The organism is Amycolatopsis coloradensis, from assembly GCF_037997115.1.
GTDB lineage: Bacteria > Actinomycetota > Actinomycetes > Mycobacteriales > Pseudonocardiaceae > Amycolatopsis > Amycolatopsis coloradensis_A.
Map to the genome: position 1 here is coordinate 8,488,713 of NZ_CP150484.1, position 15,058 is coordinate 8,503,770.

At 69.3% G+C, this 15,058-nt stretch carries 14 protein-coding genes; 9 read left to right on the forward strand and 5 right to left on the reverse strand.

Annotation, left to right across the window (positions count from 1 at the left end):
* The first annotated feature begins 25 nt into the window (after nucleotides 1-25).
* The 5 genes from LCL61_RS39620 (at nucleotide 26) to LCL61_RS39640 (ending at nucleotide 7,445) form a co-directional block, all read left to right on the forward strand.
* Nucleotides 26-1,402, forward strand: a complete 1,377-nt coding sequence (locus LCL61_RS39620) for a tetratricopeptide repeat protein (RefSeq protein WP_425341968.1) — start codon at nucleotides 26-28, stop codon at nucleotides 1,400-1,402.
* A 277-nt stretch (nucleotides 1,403-1,679) separates the two neighbouring features.
* Entirely contained in the window at nucleotides 1,680-3,944 is a 2,265-nt protein-coding gene (locus LCL61_RS39625) for a M4 family metallopeptidase (RefSeq protein WP_340684473.1), read from the forward strand.
* Nucleotides 3,945-4,147: 203 nt separating this feature from the next.
* Nucleotides 4,148-5,203, forward strand: a complete 1,056-nt coding sequence (locus LCL61_RS39630; RefSeq protein ID WP_340684474.1) for a chitinase — start codon at nucleotides 4,148-4,150, stop codon at nucleotides 5,201-5,203.
* Nucleotides 5,204-5,307: 104 nt separating this feature from the next.
* Entirely contained in the window at nucleotides 5,308-6,561 is a 1,254-nt protein-coding gene (locus LCL61_RS39635) for a helix-turn-helix transcriptional regulator (RefSeq protein ID WP_340684475.1), read from the forward strand.
* The gene (locus tag LCL61_RS39640) at nucleotides 6,558-7,445 is read left to right on the forward strand and encodes an aminoglycoside phosphotransferase family protein (protein WP_340684476.1); all 888 of its coding nucleotides are present in this window, start codon (nucleotides 6,558-6,560) and stop codon (nucleotides 7,443-7,445) included. The genes LCL61_RS39635 and LCL61_RS39640 overlap by 4 nt, the downstream gene beginning before the upstream one ends.
* Here the strand turns inward: LCL61_RS39640 and dapE are convergent.
* Nucleotides 7,438-8,511, reverse strand: coding sequence for a succinyl-diaminopimelate desuccinylase (gene dapE / locus LCL61_RS39645; RefSeq protein ID WP_340684477.1), 1,074 nt, complete (start codon nucleotides 8,509-8,511; stop codon nucleotides 7,438-7,440). The genes LCL61_RS39640 and dapE overlap by 8 nt on opposite strands.
* Nucleotides 8,512-8,559: 48 nt before the next feature.
* On the opposite strand from dapE, the gene LCL61_RS39650 reads away from it, so the two are divergent.
* From LCL61_RS39650 to LCL61_RS39660, 3 genes are all read left to right on the forward strand, one after another.
* Complete coding sequence (locus LCL61_RS39650; RefSeq protein WP_340684478.1) at nucleotides 8,560-8,949, forward strand: hypothetical protein; 390 nt, start codon at nucleotides 8,560-8,562, stop codon at nucleotides 8,947-8,949.
* Nucleotides 8,950-8,977: 28 nt separating this feature from the next.
* Nucleotides 8,978-9,964 carry a 2,3,4,5-tetrahydropyridine-2,6-dicarboxylate N-succinyltransferase gene (gene dapD / locus LCL61_RS39655; RefSeq protein ID WP_340684479.1) on the forward strand — a complete coding sequence of 329 codons (987 nt, stop codon included), beginning with the start codon at nucleotides 8,978-8,980 and terminating at the stop codon, nucleotides 9,962-9,964.
* Nucleotides 9,965-10,267: 303 nt separating this feature from the next.
* Nucleotides 10,268-11,239 (forward strand): CHAD domain-containing protein, encoded by a 972-nt coding sequence (locus LCL61_RS39660; RefSeq protein ID WP_340684480.1) that lies wholly within the window; start codon nucleotides 10,268-10,270, stop codon nucleotides 11,237-11,239.
* Here LCL61_RS39660 and LCL61_RS39665 read toward each other — a convergent pair.
* Nucleotides 11,215-12,618 carry an FAD-dependent monooxygenase gene (locus tag LCL61_RS39665; RefSeq protein WP_340684481.1) on the reverse strand — a complete coding sequence of 468 codons (1,404 nt, stop codon included), beginning with the start codon at nucleotides 12,616-12,618 and terminating at the stop codon, nucleotides 11,215-11,217. The genes LCL61_RS39660 and LCL61_RS39665 overlap by 25 nt on opposite strands.
* Nucleotides 12,619-12,697: 79 nt before the next feature.
* Here LCL61_RS39665 and LCL61_RS39670 point away from each other — a divergent pair, with 79 nt between their 5' ends.
* The gene (locus tag LCL61_RS39670; protein WP_340684482.1) at nucleotides 12,698-13,306 is read left to right on the forward strand and encodes a TetR/AcrR family transcriptional regulator; all 609 of its coding nucleotides are present in this window, start codon (nucleotides 12,698-12,700) and stop codon (nucleotides 13,304-13,306) included.
* A gap of 6 nt (nucleotides 13,307-13,312) precedes the next feature.
* Here the strand turns inward: LCL61_RS39670 and dapC are convergent, their stop codons facing one another.
* The 3 genes from dapC to LCL61_RS39685 form a co-directional block, all read right to left on the reverse strand.
* Nucleotides 13,313-14,407, reverse strand: a complete 1,095-nt coding sequence (gene dapC / locus LCL61_RS39675) for a succinyldiaminopimelate transaminase (RefSeq protein WP_340684483.1) — start codon at nucleotides 14,405-14,407, stop codon at nucleotides 13,313-13,315.
* On the reverse strand, nucleotides 14,404-14,724 hold the full coding sequence (gene fdxA, locus LCL61_RS39680) for a ferredoxin (protein WP_016331413.1): 321 nt from the start codon (nucleotides 14,722-14,724) through the stop codon (nucleotides 14,404-14,406). The genes dapC and fdxA overlap by 4 nt, the downstream gene beginning before the upstream one ends.
* Before the next feature lie 109 nt (nucleotides 14,725-14,833).
* Nucleotides 14,834-15,034: a hypothetical protein gene (locus LCL61_RS39685; RefSeq protein ID WP_340684484.1), complete on the reverse strand. Its 201-nt coding sequence runs from the start codon at nucleotides 15,032-15,034 to the stop codon at nucleotides 14,834-14,836.
* Nucleotides 15,035-15,058 lie beyond the last annotated feature (24 nt).

Here is a 15,058-nt window from a genome sequence, read left to right on the forward strand (position 1 = left end):
GGTCGGAAGTCACCGGATCCGGCCGATGTTGGCGGGTATCCGCCCAGCTCAGCCGGATACCCGTCAGGAAATCGTCTACCGTGGATCGGTGCCGTCCAGGGCAGAACCACTCGGCGCGCGGATCCGGCGGTTGCGCCGGGCACGCGGGCTGACTCAGCGTGAGCTCGCCGAGCCGCGCTACGACCGCGGCTTCCTCGCCAAGGTCGAGTCGGGCCGCCGTCTGCCCTCGGACGACGTGCTCTCCCACCTCGCGCGACGGCTCGGCCTCACCGCGGACGAACTCCGCTTCGACCGGCCACCGGGCGCCGCCGCGGAACTCACCGACGCGCTCGAGGCCGCGTACCGCGAGTTGCAGCAAGGCGGACTCGAAGCCGCCGAACGCGAGTTCACCCGGGTGGAACACCGAGCGGCGGAGTACCGGCTGCCGGACGTCCAATGCCACGCGCGCTTCCATCTCGGCGAAGTCCAGTGGCAGCGCTACGACATCCCGTTGGCGGACAGGGGCTTCGCGCACGCCATGGAACTCGCCGACGCGGCGTCGCCCCGGCTGCGCGCGATGATCGTCAACCGCCTCGCCACCTGCCGCGCGCTTTCGGGTGATCTGGGCGCTTCGGTCGCGCTCGTGGAAAACGCGCTCGCCGATCTCCGCGCCCCCGGCACGAGCGATCCCGACGCCGAGCTGGCGTTGGTGACCGCGTTGATCCATCCGCTGATCGAAATGGGCGCGCTCCGCCGCGCCCGTCGTGCCGCCGATGAAGGCCGGCGCGTCCTCCCTTCCGCTCACCGTGCGGACATCGCCGCGCGCTATCACCGGCAGGCCGCGCAACTGTGGCAGGCGATCGGCCTGGTCGACCGCGCGGAGAAGGACCTTTCGCGGGCACTGCACCTGTTCACCTCCCTCGGCTACGACCGCGACGCCGCCCGGTGCCGCTGGGCCCGCGGCTTCCTGTGGCGGCGACTGGGCAAACTCGACGAGGCGCACGCCGAACTGCGGCTCGCGCGCGATCTCCTCGCCAAGGCGGGATCGCGGGAAGGTGTGCTCGGCGCGACCATCGAACTCGCCGATGTCCGCCGCCGCCAAGGGAAGCTCGACGAGGCCGCCGAACTCGCCGAAGGGATCCGCCCGCTTCTGGATCGATCCCCCGATATCGAGGCCAGAGCCGAGGTTCTCCGGTTACTGGGACTCATCGCCCGCGCGCGCGGCGACCTGTCCGAGGCGACCGCGCTACTCGAAGAAGCCGCCACCGCACAGGAAAAGTCCGAACTGCGCGGCGCGCTCGTCGCCACCTCACTGCATCTGGGTGACACCTTGCGCGCCCGCGGATTAATCGAAAAGGCCGCGGAGGCCTATCGGCGCGGTGTACGCGCGGCCGCTATGTCCGATTTCGGGCCGACCGGCTGAAAACCATACGAAAGTCGCCATATATCGCACATGGCGGGAAAAACTCTTACTACACAGGCATTTCATTCCCTGCATGTCGATCTTCACCCGCTCCGCTAGGCCATCCGGCCCATTGACGCACCTTGTGACCGGCTCCTTTACTCGGACGTGCCCATCGGGATAACTCCAGTTATCCGAATGGGCACGCTCCCCGTCCCCGCCGTGCGCCCGCCAGGTCGAATTCCCCGCCGCGCCTGAAGGCCGGACGGGTACACGGTCCTGCCCATGGAAGGTTCACATGACCATTCAGCGAGGGCTCAGAACAGGGTTGGCGGCCGTCGCCGGCCTTGCCCTGAGCATGACGTTCCCGGTGACCCCGGCGAACGCGACCACCGCCACCATCCAGCCCGCGAGCCCCGACGCCGTGGCCGCGAGCGCGGCCGACCGGGCCGCCGCGACCGGTGTAGACCAGCTGCGGAAGGGGGCGCAGGAAGACTTCCGCCGCGTCGGGCTGACCCCCGGCGGCGGAGGACTCTTCTACGCCGCTTACGAACGAACCTACCGTGGCCTGCCGGTCGTCGGCGGGGACGCGGTGGTGGTCGCCGACGGCGCCGGGCGCGTCCGCGGCACCAGCGCCGCGGAGACCGCGGCGATCTCGGTGGACACGAAGGCCAAGGTCTCCGCGGCGAAGGCGACCGAGGTCGCCCGCGGCCAGCTGTCCAAAGTAGACAGTGTCGCCGCGCCGAAGCTCGTCGTACTGGCGGGGAACTCCCCCAAGCTCGCCTACGAGGTCGTCGTCGCCGGTACCAAGGCGGCGAACCCGAGCAACCTGCACGTCTTCGTGGACGGCGTCACCGGCGCGGTGCTCGAAACCCGTGACGACGTCAAGATGTCCAACTTCCCCGCCGCCGCGCCGAAGGCGACGTCGAACGACGTCAGCACGCTGGGCGCCGGGAACAGCTACTACGTCGGCAACGTCACCATCGACACGACGAACTCCGGCGGCACGTACACGATGCGCGACCCGCAGCGCACCAACATCAGCTGCGCCCGCCAGAACGGCTCGCCCTACAGCGGACCGGACGACAACTGGGGCAACGGTTCCGGCACCGATCTGGAAACCGCCTGTGTCGACGCGCTCTTCGGCGTGCAGACCGAGTGGAAGATGCTGGGCGAATGGCTCGGCCGCAACGGCATCAACGGCAGCGGCGGCGGCTTCCCCGCCTACGTCGGCCTCAACCAGGCCAACGCCTACTGGAACGGTTCTTCGACCACCTACGGCCGCTCGCAGGACAGCCAGCGCCAGGCCACCCCGATGGACGTCGTCGCGCACGAGTACGGCCACGCCATCTTCCAGACCACGCCGGGCGGCGCGGGCAGCGGCAACGAGAACGGCGGCCTCAACGAGTCCACCGGTGACATCTTCGGCGCCGTCACCGAGCACTACGCCAACAACGCCAAGGACGTCCCCGACTACGACGTCGGCGAGGGCGTGAACCTGGTCGGCCGCGGCCCGATCCGCTACATGAACCAGCCGAGCAGGATCTCCGGCAACCCCGACTGCTACTCGTCGTCCATCCCGAACACCGAGGTGCACGCCGCCGCGGGCCCGCAGAACCACTGGTTCTACCTGCTCGCCGAGGGCACCGCGCCGGTCGGCAAGCCGGCCAGCCCGACCTGCAACAACACCTCGATCACCGGGATCGGCATCCAGAAGGCCGCGAAGATCTTCTACAACGGCCTGCTGAAGAAGACCTCCAGCTGGAACCACCGCGCGGCCCGCAAGGCCACCCTGGAAGCGGCGCTCGCGCTGTACCCGGGTTCCTGTACCGAGTTCAACACCACCAAGGCGGCGTGGAACGCCATCAGCGTTCCCGCGGCGACCGGTGAACCGGCCTCGTGCACCCCGCAGGGTGACGACTTCTCGGTCGGCGTCACCCCGGCGGCCGGTTCCGTCAAGCCGGGCGAGTCGGCCACGGTCACGGTGAACACCGCGACCACCAACGGTGCGGCGCAAACGGTTTCGCTGAGCGCCAGCGGTCTTCCCGCCGGGGCGACCGCGACGTTCAACCCCGCTTCGGTGCAGTCCGGCGGCTCCTCGACGCTCACCATCGCGACGTCGGCGAGCACCCCCAACGGCACCAGCACCATCACGGTGACCGGTGACGGGACCTCGGTGGACCGCACGGCGCAGTACACGCTCACCGTCGGCGACGTCAGCGTGCGCACGTTCACCAACGGCACCGACTTCGCGCTGAACGACTACGCGACGGTCAACAGCCCGATCACGTCCAGTGCGACAGGTGCGGCGACCTCGCCGGTGAAGGTGTCGATCACCGGGACGCACACCTGCTCCGAGGATCTCCGGATCAGCCTGAAGGCTCCCGACGGCAGCACGTACTCGGTCAAACCCACCGGTTCCCTGCCCTGTACGGATCTCGGCACCAGGACGTACTCGGTCCCCGTGACCAACGAGGCCGCTTCCGGCACTTGGACGCTCGTGCTCTACGACGCCTACGCGCAGGACACCGGCACGCTCGACAGCTGGACCATCACCGTCTGACCATCCGAATGGCGAGGGCCATCTCACGAGGACACCCGTCCTCGTGAGATGGCCCTCGTGCGTGGGGGAGAATTTCGGACAACTCTTCGATATCTGGTCTAGACCACCCGATCGTCGGTAGCGCCACTCATGCGCGGCCACCTATGTTGAGCCGAACGGCCGCTTCCTGTTCGTTCAAACCGCTTTCGAGATGGGAGCTGGGTATGTTCGGTCGCGTCTCACGGCTGCTCGCAATCACCGGCGCGGCGGTACTCGCCGTCACCACACTCGTCGCCTTGGGCTCGGCGCAGGCGTCTCCCGATGCCGAGGTCTGCGCGGTCAAATCGAAGCCCGCGGGCAAGGTCCTGCAAGGTTATTGGGAGAACTGGGACGGCGCCTCGAACGGCGTCCATCCGCCGATGGGCTGGATCCCGATCACCGACGCCCGGATCAAGGCCAATGGGTACAACGTGATCAACGCGGCCTTTCCGGTCATCCTGTCCGACGGAACGGCCAAATGGGAGGATGGGATGGACGCGACTGTGAAGGTCGCGACCCCGTCCGAAATGTGCGCCGCGAAGGACGCCGGCGCGACCATCCTGATGTCCATCGGCGGCGCCACCGCGGGGATCGACCTGAATTCGGCCACCGTGGCGGACAAATTCATCGCGACCATCGTGCCGATCCTGAAGAAGTACAACTTCGACGGGATCGACATCGACATCGAAACCGGCCTCACCGGCAGCGGGAACATCAATACGCTTTCCGCTTCGCAGAAGAACCTCATCCGCATCATCGACGGCGTCCTCGCGGCGATGCCGCCGAACTTCGGGCTCACCATGGCGCCCGAGACGGCGTACGTCACCGGCGGCAGCGTCGTCTACGGCTCGATCTGGGGCGCGTACCTGCCGATCATCAAGAAGTACGCGGACAACGGCAGGCTGTGGTGGCTGAACATGCAGTACTACAACGGAAGCATGTACGGCTGCTCCGGTGATTCGTACCAGGCCGGGACGGTCCAGGGCTTCGTCGCGCAGACCAACTGCCTCGACAAGGGCCTGGTGATCCAGGGCCAGACGATCCGCGTGCCCTACGACAAGCAGGCTCCGGGCTTGCCCGCGCAGGCCGGCGCCGGCGGTGGCTACATGTCGCCGAGCCTGGTTTCCCAGGCGTACCGCAGCATTCCGGCACTGAAGGGCCTGATGACCTGGTCGATCAACTGGGACGGTTCACGGAACTGGACATTCGGGCAGAACGTGAAATCCCTGCAGGGGCGCTGAGTCGTCCGTCTGATCACGCGAGCTTGCTGTGCGGAACCGGCGAACTCGCGTGATCGAACGGCGAACTCACGTCATCGGCGGGTTCGCCCGTATCGTTCTCGGTCATGGACGAGGAGGTCGGCGGACGGCTACGGCGGCTCCGCGCCGAACGCGGCCTCACCCAGCGCGAACTCGCCGAACCGCACTACACCGCCGCGTACGTCTCGTCCGTCGAGACGGGCGCACGGACACCCTCCGGTGACGCGATGCGCCATTTCGCCGCGCGGCTCGGCGTGGACACCGGCGAACTCCTCGGCGTGACGTCGCCCCGCGACGACGTCCGGCTCGATCTGGACATCGCGGCGGCCGCGGCGGATTTCCTGGCGGGGACCGGTTCGGCGCCGAAGATGCGGCGCCTGGTCCGGCGGGCCGAGAAGATCGGCCGTCACCGCCAGGCCGGACTCGCCTGGATGTGGCTCGCGCGGTTCACCGAGGGCGACGCCAGGGCACGGCCGGTGGCCGCCGCCGAAGCCGCGCTCGCCGGCGACATTCCGCCGTACCGCGAACTGGCCGCCGCGCTGCGGGCGAACGTCCTGATCGGCCGGGGCGAGCCGCATCACGCGATGCACCTGCTCCGGACGGCGCTCGACGCGAGCCTCGTCCGCCATCCGCATCCGGTGCTCCTGCTGACCCTGCACGCGTACCTCGCCGACGGGCAGCTCCGCCTCGGCGAGACCGCCAAGGCCGCGCATCACGCGGAAGAGGCACTTCGGCTCGCTCGCGGCAGCGAGGAGATTCTGGCCGAACTCGCCGGGAACCAGCGACGGCTGGCCGAGTCCTATCTCGGCGAAGGACGGCTGGCCGACGCCGTCGCCGCCGTGTCGGCGCTGCACGATCTGCTCCACGAACGCGCCCTGCGGCCGGTGCTGGCCCGGTGCCTGTTCGCGCGAGCCCTGAACCGGCGTGCCGACGATCTCGAAGGCGCTCTGGCGGACCTTCGCGCGTCACGCGCGGCCGCACCCGATCACACCGTCACGCTGGAACTCGCCGACGTCTGCCGCGAACTCGGTCGTCTCGGCGACGCCGCCGCGCTACTCTCCGAAGCAACCGAAGCCATCCCTGAGGACTCGCCGCTGTCAGCCTCACTCACGTTCCAGCAGGGCTCACTGGCCCTGGCCCGTGGAGACCTCGAAGCAGCCGAAGCAGGCTTCGCGCATGCCATCGACGTAGCCGCCCTCCACGACACTCGCGGCGTCTTGGCCGCTTCAATCGACAAAGCGGGAGAGCTCCTGCGCGATCAGGGGCGTTTCGAAGAGGCCGCGGACCTACTGCGGCATGGACTGCTCCTTCTCGGAGCCGAGGAGGACGTTTCCCAGTGACCGAGGTGGACTTGGAAGACATCAGAGCTCGTTTGGTGAGCCGATTCGGCGCCGACGCCGACGGATGGCTCGCCGGGGTCCCCGCACTCGCCGCGAAGCTGGCCTCTCGATGGGACTTCGAGCTCGGCGAGCTGTTCGAGAGCGGCGCCTCGTCCGTCGTCCTGCGCTGCCGTTGGTCCGATGGGACGCCGTCGGTGCTCAAACTCAGCCCGGACGGGGCGCTGCTGACCAAACAGCTCGAAATGCTGCGGGTGCTCGCGCCGTCGGGCCGGGTGCCCGCCGTCCTCGCCGCCGACGCGGACGCCGGTGCGATGGTGCTGGAAGAGATCCAGCCGGGCACCCCGGCCGAGGACCTGCCGCTGCCGACCCTGCCGGAACGTTGGGGAGACCTGCTCAGCGCGCTGCATTCCGTCGCCCCGCCGGCGGACTGGCCGTGGAGCCTGCGCGGCCGGTTCGAGGAGTCCTTCGACCGGATCGGCAAGCGGATCACCGAACCGGCCATCGCCGCCAGGATCGGCCCGGAAACCTGGCGGCTGGCGATCGAGCGCTGCGAGAAGTTGCTGGACACCCAGGCCGGCGTCGTGTTGCTCCACGGCGATCTGCATCTCGGCAACGCCTTGGACGGCGGCTCGCGCGGCCTGATCGCGATCGATCCGAAGGCGTGCGTGGGTGATCCGTGCTTCGACGCCGTCGACTACGTGGTGAGCGGCGCCGGGCACGAAGGCGTCGAGGCCCGTTGCCATACGGTGGCGAACGCCTGCGGGCTCGACGGGGACAGGTTGTACGCCTGGAGCCGGGTGGTCGCCCCCATGTTCGCCATCTCGCACCTGACCTATGGCGGCCCGGAGCAGGCGCTCGACGAGTTGCTCGCCCTGACTAGCTGAGGAATTCGCGCAGCACCGCGGCCACTTGCCGGATCTCGCCCGCTCGGACGTTCTCCTGGCGGGTGTGCGCCAGCGTCGGGTCGCCCGGACCGAAGTTCACCGCCGGGATCCCGAGTGCCGCGAAGCGCGCGACGTCGGTCCAGCCCAGCTTCGCGACCGCCTTGCCCCCGGCCGCGGCGACCAGCTCGGCCGCCGCGGGAGCGCTCAGGCCGGGCAATGCCCCTGGCGACAAGTCGACGATCTTGACGTCGTAGCCCTCGAAGACCTCGCGAAGGTGCGCCTCGGCATCCTCCGGGGAGCGGTCGGGAGCGAAGCGGTGGTTGATCGTGAGCACGGCTTCGTCCGGGACGACGTTGCCCGCGACGCCGCCGCCGATCTTCGTGGCCTGCAACCCTTCCCGGTAGGTCAGGCCGTCGATGTCGACCACCCGCGGCGTGTACTCGGCCAGCCTGCGCAGCGGTTCGGCGAGACCGTGGATCGCGTTGACGCCCATCCAGCCGCGCGCGGTGTGCGCCCGGACGCCGTCGACGCGGATCTCGATCCGCATCGTGCCCTGGCAACCGCCTTCGATCCCGCCGTTCGACGGCTCGCCGAGGATCGCGAGGTCGGCTCGCAGCCACTCGGGCAGCTCACGCTCGATGCGCCCGAGACCGTTCTTCGTCGCTTCGATCTCTTCGCAGTCGTAGAACACGAAGGTGATGTCGTGCCTCGGCTCCCGGAGCGCGGCGGCGAGGTGCAGGAAGACGGCGTCACCGCTCTTCATGTCGACGGTGCCGAGACCGTGCAGGATCTCGTCGTCACCGGTCCCCTCGCGGCGCACGGGCAGGTTCTCGTTGACCGGAACGGTGTCGAGATGCCCGGCCAGCAGCACCCGCGAAGGGCGGCCGAGGTTCGTGCGGGCGAGGACCGCGTCGCCGTTGCGGATCACCTCGAGATGCGGCGCCTGCGCCTGGAGCGCGGCCTGCACGGTGTCCGCGATCACCTTCTCCTGCTCCGAGACGCTGAAGATGTCCACCAGCGCGGCGGTGAGGGCGACGGGATCGGCGTGCAAGTCGAGCGAAGGCATGCCCGCACCGTACCGCCGGGGGCCCGGGGCTACCGTGAAGGAGTGCGCATGCGAACGATCTTGGTCGCCCTCCTCCTGGTGCTCAGCGGGTGCGGATCGAGCGAAGTCCCGGTGAAGGTCCGGCCGACCCAGAGCACCGGCCCGGACGTGCTGCCGATCAAGCTCAAGGCGCTGACCACCGATCAGTGCTATCTGGCGCCGGGGACCGAATCGCCCGAGGGCTGCCAGAAGTACGTCACCGAGCTCTCGAGCGCCGCGGGCACCGTCCGCAAGCGCCGCCCGGACCTGTCGTCGCACGCCGACGTCCTCGATCGCCCGATCGCCGCCTTCCGCGCCGCGAACTGCCAGGCCCAGGCGGCTCCCGGGGGACCGTGCGGCCAGGCGCTCACCGATATGGCGACGGCGCTGACCAGTGTGAAGAGCCTCGTCGGCGGCTGAGGAGCGTCACTGGGTTACCGTTCAGGTCGTGAGCGAGCAGACCCCTGACCCCGAAACGACCGGCGCCACCGGCGTCGGACTGGCCACCGTCACGACCGACGGCACGGTACTGGACACCTGGTTCCCGCTGCCCAAGCTGACCGACGGCTCCGACAGCAAGGCCGGCACGGTGCGGCTGACCGCCGAAGAGGCCTCCGAAGCCCTCGGCGAGGCCGCGGCCGCCCAGCTCGGCCCGGACACCGATCGCGGTGTCGAGGTCGTCGCGGTCCGCACGACCATCGCCCGGCTGTCGGACGCCCCCGGCGACACGCACGACGTCTACCTGCGTCTTCACCTGCTGTCGCACCGTCTGGTCCGGCCGCACGGCGCGAGCCTCGACGGCATCTTCGGCCTGCTGGCGAACGTCGTGTGGACCAACCACGGACCGTGCCCCGTCGAGGGCTTCGAGGCGACCCGGCTGCGGCTGCGGGCGCGCGGCAACGTCACCGTCTACGGCGTGGACAAGTTCCCGCGGATGGTGGACTACGTCGTGCCGACCGGCGTCCGCATCGCCGACGCCGACCGCGCCCGCCTCGGCGCGCACCTGGCCAACGGCACCACGGTCATGCACGAGGGCTTCGTCAACTTCAACGCCGGCACACTCGGCGCCTCCATGGTCGAAGGCCGGATCTCGGCGGGCGTCGTGGTCGGCGACGGCTCCGACGTCGGCGGCGGCGCGTCGATCATGGGCACGCTGTCCGGTGGCGGCAAGGAGACCATCTCGATCGGCGAGCGCTGCCTGATCGGCGCGAACGGCGGCGTCGGCATCTCGCTCGGCGACGACTCGGTCGTCGAAGCGGGCCTGTACGTCACGGCCGGCACGAAGGTGACCTTCGAGGGCAAGGTCGTGAAGGCGCTGGAGCTGTCCGGCATCTCGGGCGCGGTGTTCCGGCGGAACTCCGGGACCGGCGCCGTCGAGGTCGTCGCGCGCACCGGCGTCGGCATCGAGCTGAACGCGGCCCTGCACGCCAACTGACCTGCGAAAAGAGAGCAAGGGACCTTTGCTACCGCGCGGGCGGCAGGTGGGTGTGTGGGAATAGGGACGTTGAGTGTCCCTATTCCCACACACCCCTCACCCCGCGTAGCGACGCTGACCGACCGTGTCGGTTTTAGGACGTTAGATGTCCCGAAACCCACACAGTCACCTGAGGCGCCCGGGGCCGCTGCGCGCGGGGAGCAAGGGACCTTTGCTACCACTCTCCCCCGGAGGGCTGCAGCAAAGGTCCCTTGCTTCTCTCACGGCCTGGACCACCTTGCCGGTTCACCTAGAATTCATCTTGTGACAGCCGAGACCCTGCCGCGCAAGAACGCCCCTTCGACCACTCCGGCCGCGCTCGGGCTCGGCGACCGTCCCGCGAAAGCCGGGCCTGGCGATCCGGCGGCCACCCACGTCCGGGTCAAACTCGACGTCGAGATCCGCGCGCTCCTCGCGCACGAGCCGGGCACCAAATCCGGCGCCGACCCCGAAGATCTGCACCAGATGCGGGTCGCGCTGCGCCGCATGCGAAGCGTCCTCAAGCTCTCCGGTCGCCTCGTCGGCCCGGACTCCGAGCCGGTGCGCGCCGAACTCGGCTGGCTCGGCCAGTCCCTCGGCGACGTCCGCGATTACGACGTCCTGATCGGGCATCTCCGTGAGGTCGTCGCCGAGTTCGAGGTGCGCGACCAGCCGGCCGCGCGCCGTCTGGTGTCGAAGTTCGTCACCGAGCGCGGCGTCGCGAAGCGGCGGCTCACCCGCGCGCTCGCCAGCCCCCGGTACGCCTCGATGCTGCAGGACATCGGCCGCCTCGCCCGGCAGCCCGCCGCCGAAGAACCCACTGCCGAGGCCGCCCCCACCTCGGCCGATCTCGTCGTCGGTCTCGCGAAGCCGCATCGAAAGCTCGCGAAGGCCGTGAAGGCTCTTCCCGCCGATCCTCCGGACGACGACCTTCACGCGCTTCGCATCTACGGCAAGAAACTCCGCTACGCCGCCGAGATGGCCAAGCCCGCCGCGAAGAAGAAGCAGGCGGAGCGGATCCAGCGGCTGATCAAGGCCACGAAGAACTTCCAGACCGTCCTCGGAGACCACCAGGACGCCTGCGTCGCCGCCGATCGGATGCGCGGCGTCGCAGCCGCCGTCGACTCCGAGGTCGCCTTCATCGCCGGCCGGATCGCGGAGAAGGAACTGCTGCGCCGCGCCGAGGTCCGTGCCGTGTGGCGCGACGTCTGGACCGAGGTCGACCAGGCCGCTCAGGCGGTGACCGCGCGGATGTAGCCGTCCGGGCGGATCTGCACCTGCCACCCGTTCCCCGCTTCATACGCGGCGAAGGCGTGCCCGCCGACGTCCTCGAAGTCCGCGTCGGACAGCGCACTGCCCGCGGGCAGGATCCGCCGCGCGTCTTCGGGCGCCGGACCGTCGCCGAACACCAGCACCGTCGCCTGCGGGCCGCGCAGCACCTCGAACAGCCGGACGGACTTGCCGTTCGCGTCCCTCAGCGGCGCGTCCGGCGCGCGGTCGCCGGGCCGGATCCGGCCGGTCGCCGCGGGCGCGAGCGGGCCGCCGCGATACCCGATGTCGAGCTGACGCGTGTTCTCCCCGCGCTCGTGCGCGTCTTCCGCCCCTTCCTTGTACTTCTCGAGGATCTCGGTGCTGATCTTCAACACCCGCGCGGCGACCCCGCGCCGTTCGGGCTCGTAGCTGTCGAGCAGCTCCGGTGAACCGTCGGCGAGTTTCCAGCCCAGGTTGTACGCGTCCTGGACTCCGGTGTTGAGGCCCTGCCCACCGGTCGGCGGGTGGACGTGCGCCGCGTCGCCGGCGAGGAACACACGACCGTCACGAAACCGCTCGGCGAGCCGGGTATTGGGCCGCCATACCGTCGACCAGGCGAGGTCGTGCAGCCGGACCCCGCCGCCGGACAGTTCGTCGAGCCGGGACTGCAAGGTGCCGAGCGACGCCTCGACCTCCTCCTCACCCAGTGGCGCGGCGAACTGGAAATGCGGCACCCCCGGCAGCGGCGTGAGCACGATCCCCGACATCGGGTCCTCGGGCTTCGCGAACCAGTGCCCATACGCGCGATCGAGCCCCTCGGCCTGGACGTCCCCCAGCAGCATGCGGACCGATTCATCGGTGGTGCCCTCGAACGCGATCTTGAGCGCCTTGCGCACGAAGCTCTTCCCCCCGTCCGCGCCGACGAGGTAGTCGACCCGGACGCGCTCGCCCGGCAGTTCGGCGGTCACCCCGTCGGCGTCCTGCTCGAAGCCGAGCAGCGGCGTGCCGAGCTCGACCTGGACGCCGAATTCGGCGAGCCGCTCACGAAGGATCCCCTCGGTCCGCGACTGGCCGAGGAAGTGGCCGTTCGGGTATGGCACGTCCGGGGTCGGCTCGGCGAGCTCGGCCATCCTCCGCTCGCCGACGACCTCGCCACCCAGATGGATCTTCACCGCCACGGGCGGCTGCCCGGCGGCCAGGACCGCGTCCAGCACCCCGAGATCCTCGAAGACCTCCAGCGTGCGCGGTTGCAGGCCGTCGCCGCGCGAGCCCTCGAAGAACGTCTCGGCCTTCTCCACGATCCGCACGCCGACACCGCGACGCGCGAGATCGATGGCCAGCGTGAGCCCGGTCGGACCGGCTCCCGCGATCAGTACCTCGGTCATCTCGCCTCCAGTGAATTAAGATTCAGTGAATCTTGATTCAGTTTGACCGTTGCTAGCCTTCCGTGTCAAGGAGGTGCCGATGACGGCGACGAGCCGCAAAGAGAGGGCGGCGGAAACCGAGGCCGCGCTCAAGGAGGCGGCGAAGCGCGTTTTCGCGGCGAAGGGGTACCTGAACACCAAGATCACCGACATCACGGCGGAGGCCGGACGCGCGGCGGGCTCGTTCTACAACCACTTCGCGAGCAAGGAAGAGCTGCTCGAAGCGCTCCTCGCGGACCTGGCGGCGGCCAGCGACGTCAACGCGTCCTCGCCGGAGCACAAAGCCGACTTCACCGACCCGGAAGCCGTGCGCTGGCACGTCCGCGAGTACTGGAGCTTCCATCGCGACAACGCCGCGACGATGCTCGCGCTACGCCAGGCCGCCATGGTCAGCGACGACTTCGCGCGGACCTTCGCGCGCTTCGGCGCCGATCAGGCGGAGGACATCCTCGGCCACCTGGGGTACGTCACCGCGGCCGGCCTGGAGCTCCCGGCGTCGGAGCGGCTCACGCTCGCGATGATGGGTGAGCTGGTCAACGGTTTCGCGCACACGTGGCTGCTGGACCCGTCCTCGGTCTCGGAGGAGGATGCCATCGAGGCGCTGACGCGGTTCATCTACCGGGGTTTCACCGGCCGCGACGTGTCCTGAATCCGCTCAGATCGAAGCGAGCCGCTCCACGGCCGCGTCGATCCGCTCGTCCGTCGCCGTCAGGGCGATCCGGACGTGCCGCCCACCGGTCGGCCCGTAGAAGGTGCCCGGAGCGGCGAGGATGCCGCGATCGGCCAGCCAATCGACCGTGTCGAGCGCGGCTTCCCCGCGCGTGGACCAGAGATACAGTCCGGCCTCGGAATGAGAGATCTCGAAACCGCTGTCCAGCAACGCCTTACGCAGCACCAGCCGACGGCGCGCGTAGCGTTCCCGTTGCGCGGCAAGTGCTTCGTCGTCCTTCAGCGCGGCGACCATGGCCTCCTGCACCGGCCGCGGCACGATCAGCCCGGAGTGTTTGCGGATCTCCAGCAGCCCGGCGACGAGCTTCGGGTCACCGGTGACGAATCCGGCGCGGTAGCTGGCGAGGTTCGCGGACTTCGACAGCGAGTGGACGGCCAGCAGGCCGTCGAGGGAGCCGCCGTGCACGGACGGGTGCAGGATCGACACGGGCTCGCTTTCCCAGCCCAGCGCCAGATAACACTCGTCGGAGACAACGACGACATCGCGTTCCCGCGCCCATTCGACGACCTTGCGCAGGTGGTCGACGCCGAGCACGCGCCCGGTCGGGTTGGACGGCGAGTTGATCCACAGCATGGACGGCCGCTGCGGACCGACCGCGAAGGTGCTGTCCGCGCGCAGCAGGGAAGCACCCGCCAGCAGCACGCCGACCTCGTAGGTCGGGTACGCCACCTCGGGGATCACGATGAGATCGCCGGGGCCGAACCCCAGCTGCCGCGGCAGCGAAGCGACCAGTTCCTTCGAACCGATCGTCGGCAGCACGGCCGCCTCGGGAACACCCTCGATGCCGTGCCGCCGCGAAAGCGCGTCGATCGCGGCGGCCCTGAGCTCGGGGATCCCGTGCGTGGTCGGATACCCCGGGATCTCCGACACGGACGCGAGCGCCGCGCGGATACTCTCGGGGACCGGGTCCACCGGCGTGCCGATCGACAGGTCGACGAGGCCGCCGGGATGCGCCTGGGCCTTCGCCTTGGCCTCGGCCAGGGAGTCCCAGGGAAAATCGGGAAGAGCGACCCGGCTCATTCGCCCTGCGGGGGAAGAGCCTTGATGAAGGCGGGGTCGTGGCTGGTCTTGCCGACCTTGGAGGCGCCACCGGGCGAGCCGAGTTCGTCGAAGAAGTCGACGTTGGCCTTGGTGTAGTCGTTCCACTCGTCGGGGACGTCGTCCTCGTAGTAGATCGCCTCGACGGGGCAGACCGGCTCGCAGGCACCGCAGTCGACGCATTCGTCCGGGTGGATGTACAGCATGCGGTCACCCTCGTAGATGCAATCCACGGGGCACTCGTCGATACACGCCTTGTCGAGCACGTCGACGCAGGGCTCGGCGATCACGTAGGTCACTGCGCACTCCTGCTTATCTCTGCTTCACCAGTCTGCAACGGACATTACGCGCCCACGGGCGCGACCGGCCCGCTTAGGCCACCCTTATCGGTACCCCGGGGATGGGCGTTCAGCGGTCTTTCCGGCGAGGCGGCGGAGTGGCCCTGCTGTCCCCAGTGATGACGAACTTCGGTGCGGCGGGCTTGGCCGCTACTGCGTCCTTCCCGTCCTTCTCGACGGCCTTTTCCGCGCCCAATGCCCGGTTGAAGCCGTCCGAGATCTCGCGGACGAGGTCTTCGTTGTGCCTGTCGTCCTTGCGCGCGATGCTCATCGGGGTCCCTCCACTGCCTTCCTT

Coding starts and splice junctions, on each gene's coding strand:
- dapE (WP_340684477.1), bottom strand. CDS start 8,511: ATGCCTTCGCTCGACTTGCACGCCGATCCCGTCGCCCTCACCGCCGCG.
- LCL61_RS39665 (WP_340684481.1), bottom strand. CDS start 12,618: ATGACCGAGGTACTGATCGCGGGAGCCGGTCCGACCGGGCTCACGCTG.
- LCL61_RS39670 (WP_340684482.1), top strand. CDS start 12,698: ATGACGGCGACGAGCCGCAAAGAGAGGGCGGCGGAAACCGAGGCCGCG.
- dapC (WP_340684483.1), bottom strand. CDS start 14,407: ATGAGCCGGGTCGCTCTTCCCGATTTTCCCTGGGACTCCCTGGCCGAG.
- LCL61_RS39685 (WP_340684484.1), bottom strand. CDS start 15,034: ATGAGCATCGCGCGCAAGGACGACAGGCACAACGAAGACCTCGTCCGC.
- LCL61_RS39625 (WP_340684473.1), top strand. CDS start 1,680: ATGACCATTCAGCGAGGGCTCAGAACAGGGTTGGCGGCCGTCGCCGGC.
- LCL61_RS39635 (WP_340684475.1), top strand. CDS start 5,308: ATGGACGAGGAGGTCGGCGGACGGCTACGGCGGCTCCGCGCCGAACGC.
- LCL61_RS39650 (WP_340684478.1), top strand. CDS start 8,560: ATGCGAACGATCTTGGTCGCCCTCCTCCTGGTGCTCAGCGGGTGCGGA.
- LCL61_RS39620 (WP_425341968.1), top strand. CDS start 26: ATGTTGGCGGGTATCCGCCCAGCTCAGCCGGATACCCGTCAGGAAATC.
- LCL61_RS39630 (WP_340684474.1), top strand. CDS start 4,148: ATGTTCGGTCGCGTCTCACGGCTGCTCGCAATCACCGGCGCGGCGGTA.